Origin of the sequence: Streptomyces sp. NPDC019890, from assembly GCF_044903445.1 — a bacterium.
GTDB lineage: Bacteria > Actinomycetota > Actinomycetes > Streptomycetales > Streptomycetaceae > Streptomyces.
Genome location: NZ_JBJDQK010000012.1, coordinates 25,968 through 45,495, shown reverse-complemented (window position 1 = coordinate 45,495; position 19,528 = coordinate 25,968). Strand labels below are relative to the sequence as shown.

Genomic DNA, 19,528 nt, shown 5'->3' with positions numbered 1-19,528 from the left:
ACGTGCACCTCAGAGCGCGAGCCGCTGCCCGGGCACGATGATGTCCGGATCAGCGCCGATGACGGCCTTGTTGGCGGCGTACAGAGCGCGCCAGTTCGTGCCGTGCGCCGCCGCGATCCCGCTCAGGGTGTCGCCGCTCCGGACGGTGTAGTCGCCGCCGCGGGAGCTGCCGCGGTCGGCGTGGGCCGTTGCCCGCTCCGGCACCCTTGCCGGAGCCGAGGTCCTGGCTTTGAACGTGGTCTTGGGCTTGGCCTTGTGGGCCGAGGGCTGCTCCGCCGTCGCCTTGGACGCCGGCGCGCTGCCGTATGCCCCGGCCCGCGACGAACAGGTGGGCCACGCGCCCCAGCCCTGAGCCCGCTGGACCTTCGTGGCCACCGCGATCTGCTGCGCCTTGCTCGCCCCGTCGGCGGTGGACGCGTACGCCCCACCGCCGTAGGCCCGCCAGGTCCCGGCGGAGAACTGCAGCCCGCCGTAGTAACCGTTGCCGGTGTTGATGTGCCAGTTTCCGCCGCTCTCGCACTGGGCGATGCGGTCCCATACCCCACTGTCCGCGGCTTGGGCCTCGCCCGTGGCGCTGAGCAGGGCCAGCGGCGCCACCAGTGCGGCGCCGACCAGCGCCGCCGTGTCACGCCTGCGTATGGAACGGGAACTCGTGAACATCAAATCCCTCTCGAAGGACCCGGGGTCCCTCAAAGCGGTGCGGACTTCGACGCATCCGGCGTCTTCGTCCGCTCCGCCCAGCCCGCCTGAGGCGGTGGTGCATCGGTGGTGCTCTGTGCCGCACTGGCTGTGCGGCCGGGCGGGCTGTCCCGGGCGGTGCTCTCTGCACACGGCGGAGGAATCTAGGTACGTCAAGCCTCCGACATCAACCAATCCCCTGTTGTGCCAGGCCAGTTACCCGTTACTCGCAGTAGCGGCGATATCCGGACACCCACTTGATTCGCTGATTTCATGATTTGTCGACCAACTGGTGAAGAGATCTGTGACCGGGTTCACCGCACCAACTTCCGTACGCACAGCTGTTGTTGACGCGGAGTAACCGATTCCGCCCATCGTTTGACCGATTGCGCCGGATGGTTCGATTCCGTTCCCTGTCGCGCGTGACTGCGGCCACAGATCACCCGTTGAACTCCTGACGAGCCGGGACCGCCCGGCGCACGTATCAAGTCCGACAAGTCCGAGGAGCCACCCGTGCCGCGCATGCTCGACGTCAGCCAGGACGTACGCGCCGAGATCGGCGACGAAGAAGCCGACCGGCTGCTCGCGGGCGAGAACGCCCCGGGCAGCTACGACTGCACCTCCTGCCGCACCCCGGGCGACTCCGAGCAGGAACGAACCAGCACCGTACTGTTCGTCGGCGAGGAGACCGCCGTCCTCGCCTTCGCCCACGCCACCTGCATCCCCTCGCAGGTCGTCCAGGTCGCCGAGGACCAGCTGCAGGGCGCCGTCCGTTCCATCACCGGCGAAGAGCCGCAGATGCCCGGCACCGGTCCGGATCAGGCCGTGCTCGGCATCACCAGCGGTCTCGTGCTGATCCACGGCGAACTGCACCCCGCCCTGGTCGTCGAGCCGACCGCGCCCATCGCACGCCCCGGCACCACCGGCAACGGCCGGGACGAGTTCCTCCCGCTCCTCATCGAGCAGGGTTTCGTGCCGATCTCCGACGCGAACCAGCTGCCCGGTCAACTGCCCGGCTGGTCCGTCCTGGTCGCCATGGGCCAGCTGCACGCCGTGCTCCAGCCCGGCACCGGCGGCGGCAGCCCGGTCGCCTGGTGGCAGGCCCATCAGCCCCTCCAGGTCACCGACGGCTGGCGGGCGGCAGCCAACAGGTCGCACAGGGTGCTCGTGTACGCCGCCCCGGTCGGCTCGATCGGCCAGCAGCCGCGCGAGGACCTGCTGCGCGAGGCGCTGGAGAAGGCCGCGGCCGGCGGCCGCCTGGTGGCCGCCGCGATGCCGCTCGCGGGCACCTGATGCTCCCCCGGAAGAATGCGGCCGGGCGCAGCCCGCATCCGTCCGACTGCGGGGTCGTTGCAGGTAACGTGCACTCATACGACCCCTCGCGCCAGCCGTACCAGAGTCAGATCCCCAACATGCGTCCTTCGCGGGATGCGACGGTCGGCTCCTCCCTCACGCCCATCTACGACGCGCTGTACTCCGAGTACCGCCGATCGTTCAGGGCGCTGCCGGGCGACCGCAGCGGCGAGGAGGATCTCGACTTCAAGGCCTTCGGCATGAGCTCGCACAGCAGACCCTCGGGCCAGACGGGCCACCCCGGGACGGGCTGGCAGCCGTACCCGATGAGCCGTACGCACAGTGGCCTGCACCTGCCGGCCGCGCTGCCGCCCGGCCCCCGCAGAGGCCTCTGAAACAAGCAAGGCACGCGACCGCATGACGCTGCCCCCGGACCGACGACCGGTCCGGGGGCAGCGTCATGAGCCTGGGGTCACTTCTTGCGGCCGCGCTTCTCACGCACCCGCACCGAGATGTGCAGCGGGGTTCCCTCGAAGCCGAACTCCTCACGCAGCCGGCGCTCGACGAAGCGGCGGTAGCCGTGCTCCAGGAAGCCGGAGGCGAAGAGCACGAACCGCGGCGGCTTGGTGCCCGCCTGGGTGCCGAAGAGGATGCGGGGCTGCTTGCCGCCGCGGATCGGATGCGGGTGGGAGGCGACGATCTCGCCGAGGAAGGCGTTCAGCCGGCCCGTCGGGACGCGGGTCTCCCAGCCTTCGAGAGCCGTCTCGATCGCCGGGACCAGCTTCTCCATGTGGCGGCCGGTACGGGCGGAGACATTGACCCGCGGAGCCCAGGCGATCTGGGCCAGCTCGGTCTCGATCTCGCGCTCCAGGTAGTAGCGGCGCTCCTCGTCGAGGGTGTCCCACTTGTTGTACGCGATCACCAGGGCGCGGCCCGCCTCGACGGCCATCGTGATGATCCGCTGGTCCTGGACGCTGATGGACTCGCTGGCGTCGATCAGGACGACCGCGACCTCCGCCTTCTCGACGGCGGCGGCGGTGCGCAGCGAGGCGTAGTAGTCCGCGCCCTCCTGGAGGTGGACCCGGCGGCGGATGCCCGCCGTGTCGATGAACTTCCAGGTGACGCCGCCGAGTTGGATCAGCTCGTCGACCGGGTCGCGGGTGGTGCCGGCGATCTCGTTGACGACGACGCGGTCCTCGTTGGCCACCTTGTTCAGCAGCGAGGACTTGCCGACGTTCGGGCGGCCGATCAGGGCGATGCGGCGCGGGCCGCCGACGACGTTGCCGAAGGTCTGGGCCGGGGCCTCGGGAAGCGCCTCGAGGACGGCGTCGAGCATGTCACCCGTACCGCGACCGTGCAGGGACGAGACGGGGTGCGGCTGGCCCAGGCCGAGCGACCACAGGGCGGTGGCGTCCGCCTCGCCGCTCGGTCCGTCCACCTTGTTGGCGCAGAGCACGACGGGCTTGCCGGCCCGGCGCAGCAGCTTCACGACGGCCTCGTCGGTGTCCGTGGCGCCGACGGTCGAGTCCACGACGAAGACGACCGCGTCGGCGGCCTCGATCGCGTACTCGGCCTGGGCGGCGACGGAGGCGTCGATGCCGAGGACGTCCTGCTCCCAGCCGCCGGTGTCGACGACCTTGAAGCGGCGGCCCGCCCACTCGGCCTCGTAGGTGACACGGTCGCGGGTGACGCCGGGCTTGTCCTCGACGACGGCCTCACGGCGGCCGATGATGCGGTTCACCAGGGTCGACTTGCCGACATTGGGGCGGCCGACGACGGCGAGGACGGGCAGCGGGCCGTGACCGGCCTCCTCGATCGCGCCTTCGACGTCCTCGAGGTCGAAGCCCTCTTCCGCGGCGAGCTCCATGAACTCCGCGTACTCGGCGTCGCCAAGCGCTCCGTGCTCGTGCTCGTCGCCGGAGTGGATCTGGTCGTTCATGAAGTGCGTACCTCGTTACGTTGCATCATCGATGGCCCCGCGATCGCGCGGTCCACTACTCAAGTCTTACCTAGCGCCCGGTGAGACGCTTGGCGTTTTCCAGGTGGGCGGTCAGCCGCTCCTGGATGCGTACGGTTGCGTCGTCCAGCGCCTTGCGCGTACGGCGACCGCTGCCGTCGCCCGCCTCGAAGGCGTCGCCGAAGACGACGTCGACCCGGCTGCGCAGCGGAGGCAGCGCCCGTATCAACCGTCCACGGCGCTCGGTGCTTCCCAGCACCGCGACCGGGACGATCGGGGCGCCGGAACGCACGGCGAAGTACGCGAGACCGGCGCGCAGCGAGGCGAAGTCTCCCTCACCGCGGGTGCCCTCGGGAAAAATCCCCAGGACGCCGCCGTTCTCCAGCACGCCGAGCGCGTTGGTGATGGCGGTGCGGTCGGTGCTCGTGCGGTCCACCTTCAGCTGACCGATTCCCAGCAGGAACGGGTCGAGGGGGCCGACGAACGCCTCCTTCTTGATCAGGAAGTGCACGGGCCGGGGCGCGGTGCCCATCAGCATCGGCCCGTCGATGTTGTGCGAGTGGTTCACGGCGAAGATGACGGGCCCGGCTGCCGGGACCCGCCAGGCGCCGAGCACCCGCGGCCGCCACAGCCCGTACATGAGCCCGATGCCGATGCCACGCCCGACCGCCGCACCCCTCTCGGAGGCTACGGTCACCGCCCGCCCCGCTTCTCCGTGTGGTCGGTCGCGCTCCGCCTCGACTCCGCTCCGGCCGAGTGCTCCTCCACGAGGGTGACGACGCACTCGATGACCTGTTGAAGGGTCAGCTCGGTGGTGTCCACCTCGACGGCGTCGTCCGCCTTGGCGAGCGGGGACGTCTTACGGCTGGAGTCGGCCGCGTCCCGCTTGATCAGGGCTTCCCTGGTGGCCGCGATGTCGGAGCCCTTCAGCTCCCCGCTGCGGCGGGCGGCGCGGGCCTCGGGAGATGCGGTCAGGAAGATCTTCAGGTCCGCGTCCGGCAGGACGGTCGTGCCGATGTCGCGCCCCTCGACGACGATGCCCTTCTCGGCGGCCGATGCGATGGAGCGCTGGAGCTCGGTGATCCGGGCACGCACCTCGGGCACGGCGCTGACCGCGCTGACCTTGGAGCTGACCTCTTGGGTGCGGATGGGGCCCGCGGCGTCCAGGCCGTCGACGGTGATGGTCGGGGCGGCGGGGTCGGTACCGGAGACTATGGCGGGCTTGCCGGCGGCGGTCGCGATCGCGGCGGGGTCCTGGACGTCGACGCCGTTGGTGATCATCCACCAGGTGATCGCCCGGTACTGGGCACCGGTGTCCAGATAGCTGAGCCCCAGCGCGGCGGCGACAGCCTTGGACGTGCTCGACTTGCCCGTGCCGGCGGGGCCGTCGATGGCGACGATCACGGATTCCACGGTGTCGGACACCTTCCTGGTACGCGGAGAGGGCAGGCGGAATTGCCGATGGGCCCCGAACAAGGTTACCGATTACTCGGGCCCGCCTTTACACACGGACGGCGGCACCGGTTCACCCGGGCGCCGCGCTCGGCCCCATGGGGCCGCCGCCAGGGTGCGGGTGGCGGTGGGGCCGCTGCGCTGGGCTTCCCGAACCGGGGCTTCGCCGCGGACCCCAGTCCTCAAACGCCGGACGGCTGAATTGCGCCCGCCGGGGTCACTGTCGGATCGACCAGCCGCGTTCGCGCAGGGATGCCGTCAGGATCGTCGCCGCCGCGGGTACCACCATCAGCTGGACCAGGCCCGCCTGCTGGCCCGTCGCGTGTTCGATGCGGACGTCCTCGATGTTCACGCCCGCGCGGCCCGCGTCCGCGAAGATCCGGGCCAGCTCGCCGGGCTGGTCGCTGATCAGGACCGCCACGATCTCGTACGACGCCGGAGCGGCACCGTGCTTGCCCGGGACCCGGGCCCGGCCCGCGTTGCCGCGGAGCAGGACGTCCTCGATGCCCTCGACCCCGTCCTGGCGCTTGGACTCGTCGGAGGACTGCAGCGCACGCAGTGCCTGGACCGTCTCGTCCAGGTCCGCCGCCACCCCGGCCAGCACGTCGGCCACCGGGCCCGGGTTCGCGGAAAGAATCTCGACCCACATCCGGGGGTCGGACGCCGCGATCCGGGTGACGTCGCGGATGCCCTGGCCACAGAGCCGTACCGCCGTGTCGTCCGCGTCCTCCAGCCGCGCCGCGACCATCGAGGAGATCAGCTGCGGGGTGTGGGAGACGAGCGCAACCGCCCGGTCGTGCGCGTCGGCGTCCATGACCACCGGGACGGCCCGGCAGAGCGCCACCAGCTCCAGGCCGAGGTTGAGGACCTCGGTGTCGGTGTCGCGTGTGGGTGTCAGCACCCACGGGCGGCCCTCGAAGAGGTCCGCGGTCGCCGCCAGCGGGCCCGAGCGTTCCTTGCCCGACATCGGATGCGTGCCGATGTACCCGCTCAGGTCGAGACCCAGCGCCTCCAGCTCGCGCCGCGGGCCGCCCTTGACGCTCGCCACGTCGAGGTAGCCGCGGGCGATCCCCGCGCGCATCGCGTCGGCGAGCGCGGTGGCGACATGCGCCGGCGGTACGGCGACGATCGCGAGGTCGACCCGGCCCTCCGGCGCCTCGTCCGTGCCCGCGCCGAGCGCGGCGGCGGTACGGGCCCGCTCCGGGTCGTGGTCCACGAGGTGTACGGCGACTCCGCGCCCCGCCAGGGCGAGGGCCGCTGACGTGCCGATCAGGCCGGTACCGATGACGACGGCGGTTCTCACTGGGCGATGTCCTTGCGCAGGGCGGCCGCGGCACCGAGGTACACGTGCGCGATCTCCGATTTGGGCAGGTCGGACTCGATATGGGCGAGTATCCGGACGACACGCGGCATGGCCCCGACGATGTCCAGCTCCTGGGCGCAGATCAGCGGTACGTCGACAATGCCGAGCTTGCGCGCCGCGGCCGCCGGGAAGTCGCTGTGCAGATCGGGCGTCGCGGTGAACCAGACGCTGATCAGGTCGTCCGTGGTGAGTGCATTGCGCTCCAGGATGGCGGTGAGCAGCTCGCTGACCTGCTCGTCCATGTGCCCGGACTCGTCCCGTTCCAGCTGGACGGCTCCACGGACCGCTCGTACCGCCACGTCGTGCTCCTTTATGTGCGAGTGCTGCATTCAGCGTAGTCAGGCCCCGGAGCGGACGGCCGCGGCGACCGCTCTCCGAGACGGCCGGCCTTGCGCTACAACTGGCGACATGCTCTTTCATGTCGTTCCCGTGGACGAATGGACTGCGGACGTGGACCGTCCGTACGCCCCCGCCTCCCTGGCCACCGAGGGCTTTGTGCACTGCTCGCCCGACCAGCCGGCCGCACTGGCCATCGCCGACGGCCTCTACCGGGACGTGCCGGACCTGCTGGTTCTCCGGATAGACGAATCCGGGCTCGGTGCCGAGGTCCGCTGGGAGGGCTCCGCGGACATGCTCTTCCCGCATGTGTACGGGCCGATCGAGCGGGCGGCCGTCACCGGAGTGCTCGCGGTGCGCCGGGACATGGACGGCCATGCGCGGGAGCTCACGCCCTGGGCGTGAAGCAGCGTATGACTGGACGCGGCGCTGCGGGTGCAGTTGCATGGGGGGTCTGAGCATGCCCAACCCACCGGGGAAGGCCGCCCATGAAGCCGTCAGGACCACTGCTCACACTGCTGGCCGGGCTGTTGCTGGGCATTTTCATGCTCTCGCTCAACGCCACGTCGGGGACGAAGGCCAGTTCCTCGTACGACGGAACCACCGCGACACCTAGGCCGAGTGGCCCTGCATCCACACCCGCCGCGACGCCCGCCCCGAGCACGGCGCCGCCCGCGTCACCCTCCGCAACGCCGACCCCGGCGCCCGACTCCGACTACGCGGGCCGTACGGCCGACGACACCGCCGCCGTCTCCGTGTCCGTACGCGACGGAAAAGCGATCGGGTACTTCTGTGACGGCAGCAGCCAGGAGTCCTGGCTGAAGGGCGATGTCAAGGGCGACGGCAGCATGCGGCTGACCGGCGAGCACGGCGCGCGGCTCGACGGCGTTCTGCGCGCCGGGAAGATCGACGGTACGGTCGAAATCCGGGACCGCACCTGGCAGTTCAGCGCCGCCAGGGCGGTCAGGCCGTCCGGCCTGTACCGCGCGACCGCCGAGGTGCGCGGCGCGAAGATCGACGGCGGCTGGATCGTTCTGCAGAACGGCCGCCAGGTCGGCATCCTCAACCGCGACGGCAAGCCCGCCGCCGCGCCCCGGATCGACCCCGCATCCGGCGCCGTCGTGGTGGACGGCACCCGGCTCACCGCCCGCCCCGTCGTCCCCTGAGGTGCGTCATGAGCTTCGGCCCCGTGGACCCCAACGCCCGCACCGCCTCCTACCCCGCCCCGCCGGGCGGCCGTACCCGCCCGGGCGCCGCGCGCTTCCTCGTCCCCGCCCTGGTCGCCGCCGCGGTCGCGGTCGGACTCGGGGCGTACGGAAGAGTGCACGACCCGGCGGGCACGGCCTTCAATCTCGCCGGCTTCAGCAGCACCGGCGCGGTCAAGTCCTGGCTGGGCACGGCCGCCATCGTCTTCGCCCTCGTACAGCTCGTCTCGGCGCTCGCGATGTACGGACGGCTGCCGGGCGTGCGCGCCGCTTCCTGGACCCCGGCTCTGCACCGCTGGTCGGGCCGGGTCGCGTTCCTGCTGGCGGTGCCCGTGGCCGTCCACTGCCTGTACGCGCTGGGCTATCAGACGTACAGCACACGCGTGATGTGGCACTCGCTGCTCGGTTGCTTCTTCTTCGGCGCATTCAGCGCCAAGATGCTCCTGCTGCGAACGGAACGGCTGCCTGGCTGGCTGCTGCCGGTCGTCGGCGGAGCCGCCTTCACGGCGCTCACGGTGATCTGGCTGACCTCGGCGCTGTGGTTCTTCCGCACGGTGGGGGTCACTACGTAAGGAGTCAGCTATGGAAGCGCGGCGACGGACGGTGCTTGCGGCGGGCGCTGCGGGTACCGCCGCTCTGGTGGCCGGCTGCAGCAAGTACGGGGACGGTGGCGGCGACGCGGCGTCGAAGACGCCGACCTCGCAGCCTGCCACACCCAGCGGCGAGCCGAGCGGGACCGCGGCAGCGTCGCCGCCCGCCGGTGAGGTGCTCGCCAAGACCTCCGACATCCCGGTGGACGGCGGCAAGGTCTTCGACGCCCAGAAGGTCGTGGTGACCCAGCCGGAGTCGGGAGAGTTCAAGGCCTTCTCCGCGATCTGCACCCACCTGGGCTGCACGGTCAAGACGATTGCGGACGGCATCATCAACTGCCCCTGTCATGGGAGCAAGTACCGCATCACGGACGGCTCGGTGGCGGGCGGCCCCGCGCCGAAGCCGCTGCCGCCGAAGCAGATCACCGTCTCCGGGGACACCATCCTGTTGGCCTAGACCCCTCGCGTAGTCTCTCGCGCATGACCTCGTTGGACCTGGTGCGCGACCACACGATCTACTCCTGCGTGATGGGTTCGCGCGCCTTCGGGCTCGCCACGGACGGCAGCGACACGGACCGCCGTGGGGTCTTCCTCGCGCCCACGCCGCTGTTCTGGCGTTTCGAGAAGCCTCCGACCCATCTCGACGGGCCGGCCGACGAGCAGTTCAGCTGGGAGCTGGAGCGGTTCTGCGAACTGGCGCTGCGCGCGAATCCCAATGTCCTGGAGTGTCTGCACTCACCGCTCGTGGAGCGCATCGACGACACCGGCCGCGAACTGCTCTCGCTGCGCAGGGCGTTCCTGTCCCGCCGGGCTCACCAGACGTTCGTGCGCTATGCGGAGGGCCAGCGACGGAAGCTGGAGTCGGACGTGCGCCTGCACGGGGCGCCGCGCTGGAAGCACGCGATGCATCTGCTGCGGCTGCTCGGCAGCTGCCGCGATCTGCTGCGTACGGGCGAGCTGGTGATCGACGTCGGCGCTGACCGGGAGCGGCTGCTCGCGGTCAAGCGTGGCGAAGTGCCGTGGCAGCGGGTCGAGGAGTGGATAACCCTCCTCGCCGCCGAGTCCGACGCGGCCGCGCCGGACTCCCCGCTGCCGCCCGAGCCCGACAGGGCACGGGTCGAGGACTTCCTCGTCCGCACCCGCCGGACGTCAGCGCTCCAGTCGTACGCGGACGACGAAGTCACGCAGCACGTCGTAGACGGTGGGCTCGTCGGGTAGCCGCGTGGCCCTGCGAGCCTCGTCGAGTACGGCGAGCAGCGCTTTGACGTCGGCGCGCGCGTCTTCCAGGTCGACCCCGGATGCGGGGCCGTGTTCGGCGGCCGCCTTGGCCGCGATCAGTTCGGGCAGCTGAGCCGGGGCGTCGACCTCCCCGAGCAGCGTGGGCAGATGGGCCTGCACCTCGCCGCTGCGCATCAGATGGATACCGGTGAGCAGCGCGCGGAAGGTGTACAGGAGCGGCTTCAGCTCCCGGGTCTTCTCGAAGAGCCGCCACTGGGTGTTGGCGAACCCCCGGTAGTGGTGGGCGTGGTGGCCGGTGAGCACGCCGGGGGCGAGCGCCACCAGCTCCGCGTGCGCGTCCGATGTGTGCACCACGAGCGGCGAGAGCAACTGCTCCAGCACATAGCCGTTGCGCCGCAGCATCAGCCGTACGAACTTCCGCACGTCGTGTGTGACCAGATCCATCTCGACGCCGTCCCGGTCCCACATCCGGGACCGGGTCTCGTCGGGCTCGCTCAGCCCCAGCAGTTCCTCGACCGGCAGCAGATGGACACCGCGCAGATCCACGTCCGAGTCCCGGGAAGGGAATCCGTACAGATGCGCCCCGGAGACGGTGGCGAAGAGCAGCGGGTCGCTCTGTTCGGCGACGACGAGCCCGAGCTCCATGCCCAGCGGATCGGCCGGCAGATCATCCTGCGGGTGAGCCTGCGGATCGGCCGGCGGATCAGTCAGTGCCTCAGTCTGTGCGTCAGTCATGGATCAAGAGTCCCAGAGCGCGCCGAGCGACATCAGATCGCTGCGGTACTCGATCCGCTCCGACCACTCCTTGGGCCATGCCCCCGCGCCCAGATGCGCCCCCGCGAACGCGCCCGCAAGGCAGGCTATGGAATCCGAGTCACCCTTTGTGCAGGCGGCCCGGCGCAGCGCCATCACCGGCTCCTCGGGGAAGAGCAGGAAGCACAGCAGCGCGGTGGCGAGTGCCTCCTCGGCGATCCAGCCGTCGCCCGTGGCCAGGCACGGGTCCGTCTCCGGGTTGGCCGTGCGCAGTGCCGTCGCGAGCCGTTCCAGGGTCTGCAGGCAGTCGTCCCAGCCGCGGGCCATGAAGGCCTCGGGCGTCGGGTCGTGCGAGTAGGTCCACAGGTTGCCGAGCCAGCGCTCGTAGTACCGGCTGCGGTTCTCGTACGCGTACGAGCGCAGCTGGCCCACCAGTCCCATCGGCTCCGCGCCCTGCGCGAGCAGGTGGACGGCGCGGGCCGTCAGATCGCTCGCCGCGAGCGCCGTCGGGTGGCCGTGGGTGAGCGCGGCCTGCAACTGCGCCGCACCCGCACGCTGTTCCTCGCTCAGCCCCGGTACGAGCCCCACGGGCGCGACCCGCATATTGGCGCCGCAGCCCTTGGAGCCGATCTGGCTGGCCTCCTGCCAGGGCCGGTCGCTGTCGAGTTTCTGGCAGGCGACCATGCAGGTGCGGCCGGGGGCGCGGTTGTTCTCCGGGGAGTGGTACCAGTCGACGAACTCCTCGCGCACCGGCCTCGTCAGCCGGGAGGCGACCAGCAGCCCGCGGTCCATCGCGGTGCGGATGCCGCGCGCCAGGGCGAGCGTCATCTGGGTGTCGTCCGTGACGATCGCGGGCCGGGGAAGGTCCATCTCCCGCCACGGCCCGCAGGTGGCGAGGATCCGCGGCACATCGTTGAACTCGGTGGGGAAGCCCAGTGCGTCCCCGAGCGCAAGCCCGATCAGCGAACCTGTGGCCGCTTGTTTGGTGATGGTCCTGGTGGTCCTGATGGCGGTCATGGTTGCCGTCCTTCCGGTCGCAGGAGTGGCGGGTGCAGGGCCGAAGCGGCCCCCGCCCGATAGAGCGCGGCCGGTTTCCCGCGGCCGCCGGTGCGGCGCGGCGGGCCCTCGACCTGCTCGACGAAGCCGGGCGTGGCGAGGACTTTGCGCCGGAAGTTGGGGCGGTCGATCTCGACGCCCCAGACCGTCTCGTACACCTGCTGGAGCTCGCCGAGCGTGAACTCGGGCGGGCAGAAGCTGGTGGCGAGGCAGGTGTACTCGAGCTTGGCGCCGATCCGCTCGTGCGCGTCGGCGAGGATCCGGTCGTGGTCGAAGGCGAGCCCGGGCGCGTCGCCCAGCGCCATCCACTGGGCGTGCGCCGCGTCCCCGCCGCCGCGCGGCTCCGGCAGATCCGGCAGCAGCGCGGTGTACGCGACGGACACGACCCGCATCCTCGGGTCGCGGTCGGGGTCGCTGTAGGTCCGCAGCTGCTCCAGATGGAGGTCGGCGATGGTCTTCTGCGACAGGCCGGTCTCCTCGGCCAGTTCGCGGCGCGCGGCGATCCCGGCGGACTCCCTGGGGCGTACGAAGCCGCCGGGCAGCGCCCAGGCGCCCTTGTAGGGCTCTTCCCCGCGCCGTACGAGCAGGACGTGCAGCCGTCCTTCACGGACCGTGAAGACGGCGAGGTCGACAGTGACCGCGAAGGGCGGGAAGGCGCCCGGGTCGTAGCCCTCCATCATCGTTTCCCCGGAGTGGGGGTCCCCCCACGCCCGCAGGGCGTAGGGGGAGGATCGGCGAGGTCCCAGCCCTCGTCGATGAGGGCGTCCACCGCGGCGACGGCGGTGGCGAGCCGCTGCTTGTGCGGTCCGGTGAGCGTGCTGAACCTGCGCCCGGTGCGGGTGAGTTCGTCCCTGAAACGACCGGTCATCCAGGGCCGCAGCTCCTCGCCGTCGCGCAGCCCGTCGTCCTCGAAGTCCACGCCCTCGTGGTCGGTGAGCAGCCACAGATGGTGGGTGACCCGGCCGGCAATCTCCTCCACCAGCGGATTGCGGCCACCGACGTACCGCTCGTGCCAGACGGCGGTGGCGAAGGAGTCGGTGTCGCAGAAGAGCACGGGCGAGCCGTTGCCGGCGGCCCGGTTCTCCCTGCGGTTCTGCCGCTCGGCGATCACCGGGAACTCGTCGGAGGTGAACTCGACGTCCTCCCACTGGCTTTCCGGCCACTTCTCGCGCAGGGCGGCCAGCTTCTCCTCGCTGTAGTCCCGGCCGCACTCGGGCACCCACTGCGTGCTCGACCAGACTCCGCCGCGCCGCTGGTAGTGCTCGGCGAGTGCGCGCGCCATGGTGGTGGTGCCGGTGGACTCGGCCCCGAGCACGACGACCCGGCGGGCGAGCCAGGCCCGTACCGGCCGCTCCAGGTAGTCCCAGCAGCCGACCGGGTCCTTGCGGACGGCGGTCCCGGAGACCGGGAAGAGCGAGCGGTCCGCGTCCACGCAGACATGTTCGGCGCCGAAGCGCCGGGCGAGTTCGTCCCCGTACGGCTCGGAGGTGAACACGGCGTCCACAGCGTCCGGGACGGCCTCCCGGAAGATCGCCATGTGCGCGTCCCAGACGGCCGGGTCGGTGAGGTCCACCGGCACATCGTCCACGGCCCCGACGACCCGCGCGTCCTGGTGGACCTCCTTCATCCAGCGGACGCGTTCGCGCAGCGGGATCGACTCCACCGAGGCGGCGCAGACCAGGACGGTCAGCCGCTCGCAGCGGTCCTTGGCCGTCCGTACGAGATGGTGGTGCCCCGCATGCGGCGGATAGAACTTGCCGAGGACCAGCCCGTGCCGATAGCGCTTCATGCCCGCACCGCCGCCAAGTCCCGCCGCTCCGCCGCCAGATCGCGCGACCAGCTGCGCAGCCCGATGACGCAGAGGGTCATGAAACCGGCGTACAGCAGCGAGGTGAGGTACAGCTCCTTGTACGCGTAGAGCGGGATGTAGACGACGTCGGCCGCGATCCACAGCCACCAGGACTCGAGGCGCTTGCGGCACTGCCCGTACGTCGCCATCAGCGACAGGGCGGTGGTGAGCGCGTCCCAGAAGGGGACGCTCGAGTCCGTGTTGCGGTCGAGGAGGAGCGTCAGTCCGAGGGTCCCCACCACCCCCGCCGCGAGCAGCCAGGTCCACTCGGTGCGCGTGGTGCGCCGCACCGGGAGGCCGTCGGGACCTGGTCCACCCCCGTGGGTCCAGGTCCACCAGCCGTACACGGCGAGGGCGATGAAGACGACTTGCAGGCCTGCGTCCGCATACAGGCCGGTCTGGGTGAAGAGCAGGATGAAGAACAGGTTGTTGGCAATGCCGATCGGCCAGTTGGCGATGTGCTGACGGGCGACGAGCCAGACGCAGAGCGCGCCGCTGCCGAAGCCGAGGACCTCGGTCCAGCTCACCGGGGTGTCGAGAACGGTGAACAGCGGCTGCTGCATGGGGCCGAGGATGTCCGCGAGACTCACGCCCGCCTCCTTAATAGTCATGTTGACTATAAAGGCGAACGGGCCCGGTCCACAAGATGCGGGAAGCCCGCGGCCGGAGGTGACCGCGGGCTTTCTGCGAGAGGGGTGGTGCGTGAAGTGGTGTGACTACAGGCCGACTTCCTTCATCAGCATGCCGACCTCGGTGTTGGTCAGGCGGCGCAGCCAGCCGGACTTCTGGTCGCCGAGCGCGATCGGCCCGAAGGAGGTGCGTACGAGCTTGTCGACCGGGAAGCCCGCCTCGGCGAGCATCCGGCGCACGATGTGCTTGCGGCCCTCGTGCAGGGTCACTTCGACGAGATAGTTCTTGCCGGTGTTCTCGACGACCCGGAAGTGGTCGGCACGTGCGTAGCCGTCGTCGAGCTGGATGCCGTCCTTGAGCCGCTTGCCCAGCTCACGCGGGAGCGGGCCCTGGATCGCCGCCAGGTAGGTCTTCTTCACGCCGTACTTGGGGTGGGTCAGCCGGTGGGCCAGCTCGCCGTGGTTGGTGAGCAGGATGATGCCCTCGGTCTCGGTGTCGAGCCGGCCGACGTGGAAGAGACGGGTCTCGCGGTTGGTGACGTAGTCGCCGAGGCACTGGCGGCCGTCCGGGTCCTCCATCGTGGATACGACACCGGCGGGCTTGTTCAGCGCGAAGAAGAGATGCGACTGGGTGGCGACGGTGAGCCCGTCGACCTTGATCTCGTCCTTGTCGGGGTCCACGCGCAGCCCCTGCTCGACGACGATCTTGCCGTTGACCTCGACGCGGGCCTGGTCGATCAGCTCCTCACAGGCGCGGCGCGAGCCCATGCCGGCCCTGGCCAGCACCTTCTGCAGCCGCTCGCCCTCCTGCTCGGCACCCGGGAAGGTCTTGGGCGTCTTGACCTGCGGCTTGTCGGCGTACCGGTCCCGGTTGCGCTGCTCGATCTTGGCGTCCAGCTCACGAGGGCGGGACGGCGCGCCGCGCCGGGCCCCCTGAGGCTTCTGCGCAGGCTTCGGGCCCCCCTTGGCACCGCCGCGCGCGGCCGCGCCACGTCCCTTGCGGGGGCCACCCTCCTCGGCGGAACCGCCCACGTCATAGCGGCGCTCCTCGGGACGGGGGCGGCGGGGGCGCTGCCCCTGCTTGTCGTCGCGCCCCTTGCCGCCGGTGCCCCGGGAGTCCCGGTTCCCGCCGGCTCCCCGGGAGTCCCGGTTGCCGCTTCCGCTGTTCCTGCCGCTGCTTCGCATCAAAATTCCGTCTTGTCGTCTGCGTCGGTGTCCGGTGCGTCCGGATCGAACGACGGCACACCCTCTTGCGTCTCGGCCTCGATCGCCTCCGCCTCGGGAAGGAAGGGCGCGAGCTCCGGGAGCTCGTCCAGGCCACGCAGGCCCATCCGCTCCAGAAAGTAGTTCGTCGTCCTGTACAGGATCGCACCTGTTTCAGGTTCCGCGCCCGCCTCCTCGACCAGACCGCGCTGGAGGAGGGTGCGCATGACGCCGTCACAGTTCACTCCGCGTACGGCGGAGACGCGCGAACGGCTGACCGGCTGGCGGTAGGCGACCACCGCGAGGGTCTCCAGGGCGGCTTGGGTGAGGCGGGCCTGTTGGCCGTCGAGTACGAAGCGCTCAACGGCGTCGGCGTGCTCGGCGCGCGAGTAGAAACGCCAGCCGCCCGCGACGAGCCGCAGCTCGAAGCCGCGGCCCTGAACGGTGTACTCGTCCGCCAGCTCCCGCAGCGCGTCGGCGACGGCCCGGCGGGGCTGCTCCAGGACCTTGGCGAGGTGCTCCTCGGTCGCCGGCTCGTCGACGACCATGAGGACCGCTTCGAGCGCGGGCTTGAGCTCACTCACTCGTTCCCCTCCTCCTGGCTCTCGCGAACCTCTTGATCGAATTCGTCGGTGACGGTGGCGCCCTGTTCGCCGCCGGTCCACTTGACCAGGAGCTCGCCCAGGGCGTCCTCCTGGTCGAGGGCGACGGCCTTCTCGCGGTAGAGCTCCAGGAGGGCGAGGAAGCGGGCGACAACGGTGAGTGTGTCACCGGCGCCCTCGACGAGCTCCCGGAAGGTGGCCTGCCCCCGCTCCCGCAACAGCGCCACGACGACCTCGGCCTGCTCCCGGACGCTGACGAGGGGCGCGTGGATGTGGTCCACGTACACCTGCGGCTTGGGCTTGGGTTGCATGGCCTTGACGGCAAGCTTGGCGAAGCCCTCGGCGCCGATGCTGATGACGACCTCGGGCAGCAGCTCGGCGTGCTGGGGCTCGAGCCCGACGGTACGGGGATACCGCTTGCCCTCTTCCTCCAGCCGTGCGCTGAAGATCTCGGCGATCTGCTTGTACGCGCGGTACTGCAGCAGCCGCGCGAAGAGCAGGTCCCGGGCTTCGAGCAGCGCGAGGTCCGCCTCGTCCTCCACCTCGGCGGAGGGGAGCAGCCGCGCGGCCTTGAGATCGAGCAGGGTGGCGGCGACGACGAGGAACTCGGTGGTCTGATCGAGATCCCAGTCGTTGCCCATGGCGCGGATGTGCTGCATGAATTCATCGGTGACCTTGGAGAGGGCGACCTCGGTCACATCGAGCTTGTGCTTGGCGATGAGCTGCAGCAGCAGGTCGAAGGGCCCTTCAAAGTTGGCAAGCCGAACTTTGAACCGCCCGTCGCCGACGACCTCGCCCTCGGCAACGGGGCCAGGCTCGGCCTCGCCCGCCGGGCCCCCACCGGGCGCCTCCGCCGCGCCGGAGGCTGCGTCTTGGTCGCCGCGGGGGTCTGGGGGCTCGCCCGCCGCGTACTCGGCGACGGCGCCCGCCGCGGGGCCGACTGCCACGTCCTGGGCGGCCGTCTCAGGCTCGGCCGCCGTGACCGATGCCCCGGCCGGCTCGGCTACTGCCGCCGGGCCGAGGGCCGACGCCTCGGGCTCGCGTTCGGCCTCACCCGCCGGGCGACCGCCGGGCGCCTCCGCCGCGCCGAAGGCTGCGTCTTCGCCGCCGTCGCGAAGCGACTGGCGGGGGTCTGGGGGCTCGCCCCCAGTCTCGGGAAGGGGCGGGGTGGGGGAGAACTCACCCTGCCCGGGCTCGCCCCCCGTCGTGCCGCCGGGGGCCGCGTTCTGTGCCGCGGCCTCAGGCTCGGCCGCCGTGGCCGATGCCCCGGCCGGCTCGGCTGCCGCCGCCGGTCCTACGGCCGCGGCCTCAGCGGCCTCGGCCCCAGACCCAGGAACAGCCGACGCAGGCGAAGCCGCACCGCCCCGGTCCGCGCCCGGGCCGCGTCCCAGTGAGCGGCGGGGCGAGCGAGGGGTTCCCCCGGCCGGTGGTTGAGGGTGGGCGGATTCGTCGGTCGGGGGCATCGCGGTCCAGGGCGGAAGGGGCAAGCAGGGGCAGCGCGCAGGCTACCGTCAGCGCCCGCGCAGACGTCGTACGAGAATGCTCGCGTCGCCCCGCTGCTCAAGATCCGCCAGTACCACCGCCACCGCTTCGCGCACGATCCGCCCGCGGTCCACGGCCAGCCCGTGCTCGCCGCGCAGCACCAGTCGCGCATGCTCGAGGTCCATCAGTTCCTCGGCCGAGACATAGACGGTGATCTTCTCGTCGTGCCGTTCGCGGCCGCTGGGGCGGCGGTTCGCACCACGCCCCCGGCGACGCGCCTGCCCGCCCTGCGGCGCGGCAGCAGGCGCAGCAGCGGACGCATCCTGCGGACGCCGCCCCTTCGCCCCGCCCGACGGGGACGCGCCCTCAGGCTCCCGGGCCCGCCCCTCCGCCGACGAATCCGGCTCCGCAGCGGAGTGCTCCTCCGAAGAGGGGGCCGGCGACGGCTCGGCCGCCGCCTCCCCCACCGGATCGCTCTCCCCCGCCGGCGCAGGCACCCGCGGCTCGCCGTTCGCCTTGCGGCGCTGGGACGCAGGAGAGGAAGCCTGCAGTGCCATGCCCCCGGTCGTACGGAACAGCTCGTCGGCCCCGGGCAGACTCACTCGGCGTGACACCGGGCGAGCACCTCCCTGGCGAGCTGACGGTACGCGGCGGCGCCGACCGAGTTCGATGCGTACGTGGTGATCGGCTCACCGGCGACCGTCGTCTCCGGGAAGCGCACCGTCCGCCCGATCACCGTGTGGTAGACGTGATCGTCGAAGGCCTCGACCACCCGCGCCAGCACCTCGCGGCTGTGCACCGTACGGGAGTCGTACATCGTGGCGAGGATGCCGTCGAGCTCCAGGTCGGGGTTGAGCCGCTCCTGGACCTTCTCGATGGTCTCCGTCAGCAGTGCGACACCGCGCAGCGCGAAGAACTCGCACTCGAGCGGCACGATCACCTTGTGCGCGGCGGTCAGCGCGTTCACCGTGAGCAGACCCAGCGAGGGCTGACAGTCGATCACGACGTAGTCGTAGTCGGACAGCAGCGGCTTCAGCGCACGCTGCAGCGTCGACTCGCGCGCGACCTCGCTCACCAACTGCACTTCCGCGGCCGAGAGATCGATATTGCTCGGCAGCAGGTCCATATTGGGCACGGCGGTCTTCAGCAGCACCTCGTCCGCCGACATGCCCCGCTCCATGAGCAGGTTGTAGACGGTGAGGTCCAGCTCCATCGGGTTGACGCCGAGGCCGACCGACAGGGCTCCCTGCGGGTCGAAGTCGACGAGCAGCACACGCCGTCCGTACTCGGCGAGCGCGGCGCCCAGGTTGATGGTCGACGTCGTCTTGCCGACGCCGCCCTTCTGGTTGCACATCGCGATGATCTTCGCGGGACCGTGAGAGGTCAGCGGGCCCGGGATCGGGAAGTACGGCAGCGGCCGCCCGGTGGGGCCGATCCGCTCGCGGCGCTGACGCGCGGCGTCAGGGGCGAGGGTGGCTGCGTACTCGGGATCGGGCTCGTACTCGGCATCGGGGTCGTAGAAGTGCCCTTCGGGGACTTCCTCGTAGGCGGCGAAGTGGGTGGACTCTCGGCCACTCTCGTTGCCGGCCATGGCGTTCACGTGTTGGCCGTCCATCATCTTCATCGTGTGGGCTGACGTCATGTGCGTCGTGTGCTGGTGCGTCTCGAAGGTTCGGACAGCGACGGAGCCGACAGCCTCGCGCCCGGGCTGTTCCCTTGACGGGACCTGGCCCCGCGCAGGCATTCCTGGTTGACCACCCCCGGGAGAAAATGTCGACTCATTCACAAGTCGTCTTACCTCCTTGGACGTGACCAGGGCTTTATCGATAGGTCAGCGTGGC

General features: G+C 70.9%; 23 protein-coding genes. 7 read left to right on the top strand and 16 right to left on the bottom strand.

Going from position 1 to position 19,528, the window contains the following annotated elements; translation table 11 throughout:
- Window positions 1–9 precede the first annotated feature (9 nt).
- Window positions 10–660: a transglycosylase family protein gene (locus ACI2LP_RS27965; protein WP_404727289.1), complete on the bottom strand. Its 651-nt coding sequence runs from the start codon at window positions 658–660 to the stop codon at window positions 10–12.
- A 531-nt stretch (window positions 661–1,191) separates the two neighbouring features.
- Here ACI2LP_RS27965 and ACI2LP_RS27960 point away from each other — a divergent pair.
- Both ACI2LP_RS27960 and ACI2LP_RS27955 read left to right on the top strand, forming a co-directional pair.
- Window positions 1,192–1,971, top strand: coding sequence for a hypothetical protein (locus ACI2LP_RS27960; protein WP_360881453.1), 780 nt, complete (start codon window positions 1,192–1,194; stop codon window positions 1,969–1,971).
- 119 nt (window positions 1,972–2,090) lie between these two features.
- Entirely contained in the window at window positions 2,091–2,366 is a 276-nt protein-coding gene (locus ACI2LP_RS27955; RefSeq protein ID WP_404727288.1) for a hypothetical protein, read from the top strand.
- Window positions 2,367–2,443: 77 nt separating this feature from the next.
- On the opposite strand, the gene der is transcribed toward ACI2LP_RS27955, so the two are convergent.
- The 5 genes from der to aroH all read right to left on the bottom strand — a co-directional run bounded on the left by der (window position 2,444) and on the right by aroH (window position 7,042).
- Window positions 2,444–3,910: a ribosome biogenesis GTPase Der gene (der, locus tag ACI2LP_RS27950; RefSeq protein ID WP_404727287.1), complete on the bottom strand. Its 1,467-nt coding sequence runs from the start codon at window positions 3,908–3,910 to the stop codon at window positions 2,444–2,446.
- A gap of 70 nt (window positions 3,911–3,980) precedes the next feature.
- Window positions 3,981–4,712, bottom strand: a complete 732-nt coding sequence (locus tag ACI2LP_RS27945; protein WP_404727286.1) for a lysophospholipid acyltransferase family protein — start codon at window positions 4,710–4,712, stop codon at window positions 3,981–3,983.
- Window positions 4,622–5,353: a (d)CMP kinase gene (cmk, locus tag ACI2LP_RS27940; RefSeq protein ID WP_404727285.1), complete on the bottom strand. Its 732-nt coding sequence runs from the start codon at window positions 5,351–5,353 to the stop codon at window positions 4,622–4,624. Before cmk ends, ACI2LP_RS27945 begins: the two co-directional genes overlap by 91 nt.
- A 244-nt stretch (window positions 5,354–5,597) precedes the next feature.
- The gene (locus ACI2LP_RS27935) at window positions 5,598–6,683 is read right to left on the bottom strand and encodes a prephenate dehydrogenase (RefSeq protein ID WP_404727284.1); all 1,086 of its coding nucleotides are present in this window, start codon (window positions 6,681–6,683) and stop codon (window positions 5,598–5,600) included.
- On the bottom strand, window positions 6,680–7,042 hold the full coding sequence (aroH, locus tag ACI2LP_RS27930) for a chorismate mutase (RefSeq protein WP_404727283.1): 363 nt from the start codon (window positions 7,040–7,042) through the stop codon (window positions 6,680–6,682). The genes ACI2LP_RS27935 and aroH overlap by 4 nt, the downstream gene beginning before the upstream one ends.
- Before the next feature lie 109 nt (window positions 7,043–7,151).
- Here aroH and ACI2LP_RS27925 point away from each other — a divergent pair, with 109 nt between their 5' ends.
- The 5 genes from ACI2LP_RS27925 (at window position 7,152) to ACI2LP_RS27905 (ending at window position 10,092) form a co-directional block, all read left to right on the top strand.
- A complete protein-coding gene (locus tag ACI2LP_RS27925) occupies window positions 7,152–7,484 on the top strand; it encodes a DUF952 domain-containing protein (RefSeq protein ID WP_404727282.1) in 333 nt (110 codons plus the stop codon).
- 83 nt (window positions 7,485–7,567) lie between these two features.
- Window positions 7,568–8,245, top strand: coding sequence for a hypothetical protein (locus ACI2LP_RS27920; RefSeq protein ID WP_404727281.1), 678 nt, complete (start codon window positions 7,568–7,570; stop codon window positions 8,243–8,245).
- Between the two features lie 8 nt (window positions 8,246–8,253).
- Complete coding sequence (locus ACI2LP_RS27915; RefSeq protein WP_404727280.1) at window positions 8,254–8,856, top strand: DUF6529 family protein; 603 nt, start codon at window positions 8,254–8,256, stop codon at window positions 8,854–8,856.
- Between the two features lie 10 nt (window positions 8,857–8,866).
- Complete coding sequence (locus tag ACI2LP_RS27910) at window positions 8,867–9,331, top strand: Rieske (2Fe-2S) protein (RefSeq protein ID WP_404727279.1); 465 nt, start codon at window positions 8,867–8,869, stop codon at window positions 9,329–9,331.
- A gap of 23 nt (window positions 9,332–9,354) precedes the next feature.
- The gene (locus ACI2LP_RS27905) at window positions 9,355–10,092 is read left to right on the top strand and encodes a DNA polymerase beta superfamily protein (RefSeq protein ID WP_404727278.1); all 738 of its coding nucleotides are present in this window, start codon (window positions 9,355–9,357) and stop codon (window positions 10,090–10,092) included.
- Here the strand turns inward: ACI2LP_RS27905 and ACI2LP_RS27900 are convergent.
- From ACI2LP_RS27900 to ACI2LP_RS27855, 10 genes are all read right to left on the bottom strand, one after another.
- The gene (locus ACI2LP_RS27900) at window positions 10,024–10,758 is read right to left on the bottom strand and encodes a DNA polymerase beta superfamily protein (protein WP_404727411.1); all 735 of its coding nucleotides are present in this window, start codon (window positions 10,756–10,758) and stop codon (window positions 10,024–10,026) included. The genes ACI2LP_RS27905 and ACI2LP_RS27900 overlap by 69 nt on opposite strands.
- A 93-nt stretch (window positions 10,759–10,851) precedes the next feature.
- Entirely contained in the window at window positions 10,852–11,883 is a 1,032-nt protein-coding gene (locus ACI2LP_RS27895) for an ADP-ribosylglycohydrolase family protein (RefSeq protein WP_404727277.1), read from the bottom strand.
- Window positions 11,880–12,602, bottom strand: coding sequence for an NUDIX hydrolase (locus tag ACI2LP_RS27890; protein WP_404727276.1), 723 nt, complete (start codon window positions 12,600–12,602; stop codon window positions 11,880–11,882). Before ACI2LP_RS27890 ends, ACI2LP_RS27895 begins: the two co-directional genes overlap by 4 nt.
- Complete coding sequence (locus ACI2LP_RS27885; protein WP_404727275.1) at window positions 12,599–13,711, bottom strand: AAA family ATPase; 1,113 nt, start codon at window positions 13,709–13,711, stop codon at window positions 12,599–12,601. The genes ACI2LP_RS27890 and ACI2LP_RS27885 overlap by 4 nt, the downstream gene beginning before the upstream one ends.
- Window positions 13,708–14,361, bottom strand: coding sequence for a nicotinamide riboside transporter PnuC (gene pnuC, locus ACI2LP_RS27880; RefSeq protein WP_404727274.1), 654 nt, complete (start codon window positions 14,359–14,361; stop codon window positions 13,708–13,710). The genes ACI2LP_RS27885 and pnuC overlap by 4 nt, the downstream gene beginning before the upstream one ends.
- Before the next feature lie 126 nt (window positions 14,362–14,487).
- Entirely contained in the window at window positions 14,488–15,585 is a 1,098-nt protein-coding gene (locus ACI2LP_RS27875) for a pseudouridine synthase (RefSeq protein ID WP_404727273.1), read from the bottom strand.
- Window positions 15,585–16,187, bottom strand: a complete 603-nt coding sequence (gene scpB, locus ACI2LP_RS27870; protein WP_404727272.1) for an SMC-Scp complex subunit ScpB — start codon at window positions 16,185–16,187, stop codon at window positions 15,585–15,587. Before scpB ends, ACI2LP_RS27875 begins: the two co-directional genes overlap by 1 nt.
- Complete coding sequence (locus ACI2LP_RS27865) at window positions 16,184–17,152, bottom strand: segregation and condensation protein A (protein ID WP_404727271.1); 969 nt, start codon at window positions 17,150–17,152, stop codon at window positions 16,184–16,186. Before ACI2LP_RS27865 ends, scpB begins: the two co-directional genes overlap by 4 nt.
- Window positions 17,153–17,716: 564 nt before the next feature.
- Entirely contained in the window at window positions 17,717–18,289 is a 573-nt protein-coding gene (locus ACI2LP_RS27860) for a hypothetical protein (protein ID WP_404727410.1), read from the bottom strand.
- Window positions 18,286–19,431, bottom strand: a complete 1,146-nt coding sequence (locus ACI2LP_RS27855; protein ID WP_404727270.1) for a ParA family protein — start codon at window positions 19,429–19,431, stop codon at window positions 18,286–18,288. The genes ACI2LP_RS27860 and ACI2LP_RS27855 overlap by 4 nt, the downstream gene beginning before the upstream one ends.
- Window positions 19,432–19,528: the final 97 nt, after the last annotated feature.

Excerpts from the sequence above, each read along its gene's own strand:
- ACI2LP_RS27965 (WP_404727289.1), bottom strand. The coding sequence starts at position 660 with ATGTTCACGAGTTCCCGTTCCATACGCAGGCGTGACACGGCGGCGCTG.
- ACI2LP_RS27955 (WP_404727288.1), top strand. The coding sequence starts at position 2,091 with ATGCGTCCTTCGCGGGATGCGACGGTCGGCTCCTCCCTCACGCCCATC.
- der (WP_404727287.1), bottom strand. The coding sequence starts at position 3,910 with ATGAACGACCAGATCCACTCCGGCGACGAGCACGAGCACGGAGCGCTT.
- ACI2LP_RS27925 (WP_404727282.1), top strand. The coding sequence starts at position 7,152 with ATGCTCTTTCATGTCGTTCCCGTGGACGAATGGACTGCGGACGTGGAC.
- ACI2LP_RS27920 (WP_404727281.1), top strand. The coding sequence starts at position 7,568 with ATGAAGCCGTCAGGACCACTGCTCACACTGCTGGCCGGGCTGTTGCTG.
- ACI2LP_RS27915 (WP_404727280.1), top strand. The coding sequence starts at position 8,254 with ATGAGCTTCGGCCCCGTGGACCCCAACGCCCGCACCGCCTCCTACCCC.
- ACI2LP_RS27910 (WP_404727279.1), top strand. The coding sequence starts at position 8,867 with ATGGAAGCGCGGCGACGGACGGTGCTTGCGGCGGGCGCTGCGGGTACC.
- ACI2LP_RS27905 (WP_404727278.1), top strand. The coding sequence starts at position 9,355 with ATGACCTCGTTGGACCTGGTGCGCGACCACACGATCTACTCCTGCGTG.
- ACI2LP_RS27900 (WP_404727411.1), bottom strand. The coding sequence starts at position 10,758 with ATGGAGCTCGGGCTCGTCGTCGCCGAACAGAGCGACCCGCTGCTCTTC.
- ACI2LP_RS27895 (WP_404727277.1), bottom strand. The coding sequence starts at position 11,883 with ATGACCGCCATCAGGACCACCAGGACCATCACCAAACAAGCGGCCACA.
- ACI2LP_RS27890 (WP_404727276.1), bottom strand. The coding sequence starts at position 12,602 with ATGATGGAGGGCTACGACCCGGGCGCCTTCCCGCCCTTCGCGGTCACT.
- ACI2LP_RS27885 (WP_404727275.1), bottom strand. The coding sequence starts at position 13,711 with ATGAAGCGCTATCGGCACGGGCTGGTCCTCGGCAAGTTCTATCCGCCG.
- ACI2LP_RS27875 (WP_404727273.1), bottom strand. The coding sequence starts at position 15,585 with ATGCGAAGCAGCGGCAGGAACAGCGGAAGCGGCAACCGGGACTCCCGG.
- ACI2LP_RS27855 (WP_404727270.1), bottom strand. The coding sequence starts at position 19,431 with ATGCCTGCGCGGGGCCAGGTCCCGTCAAGGGAACAGCCCGGGCGCGAG.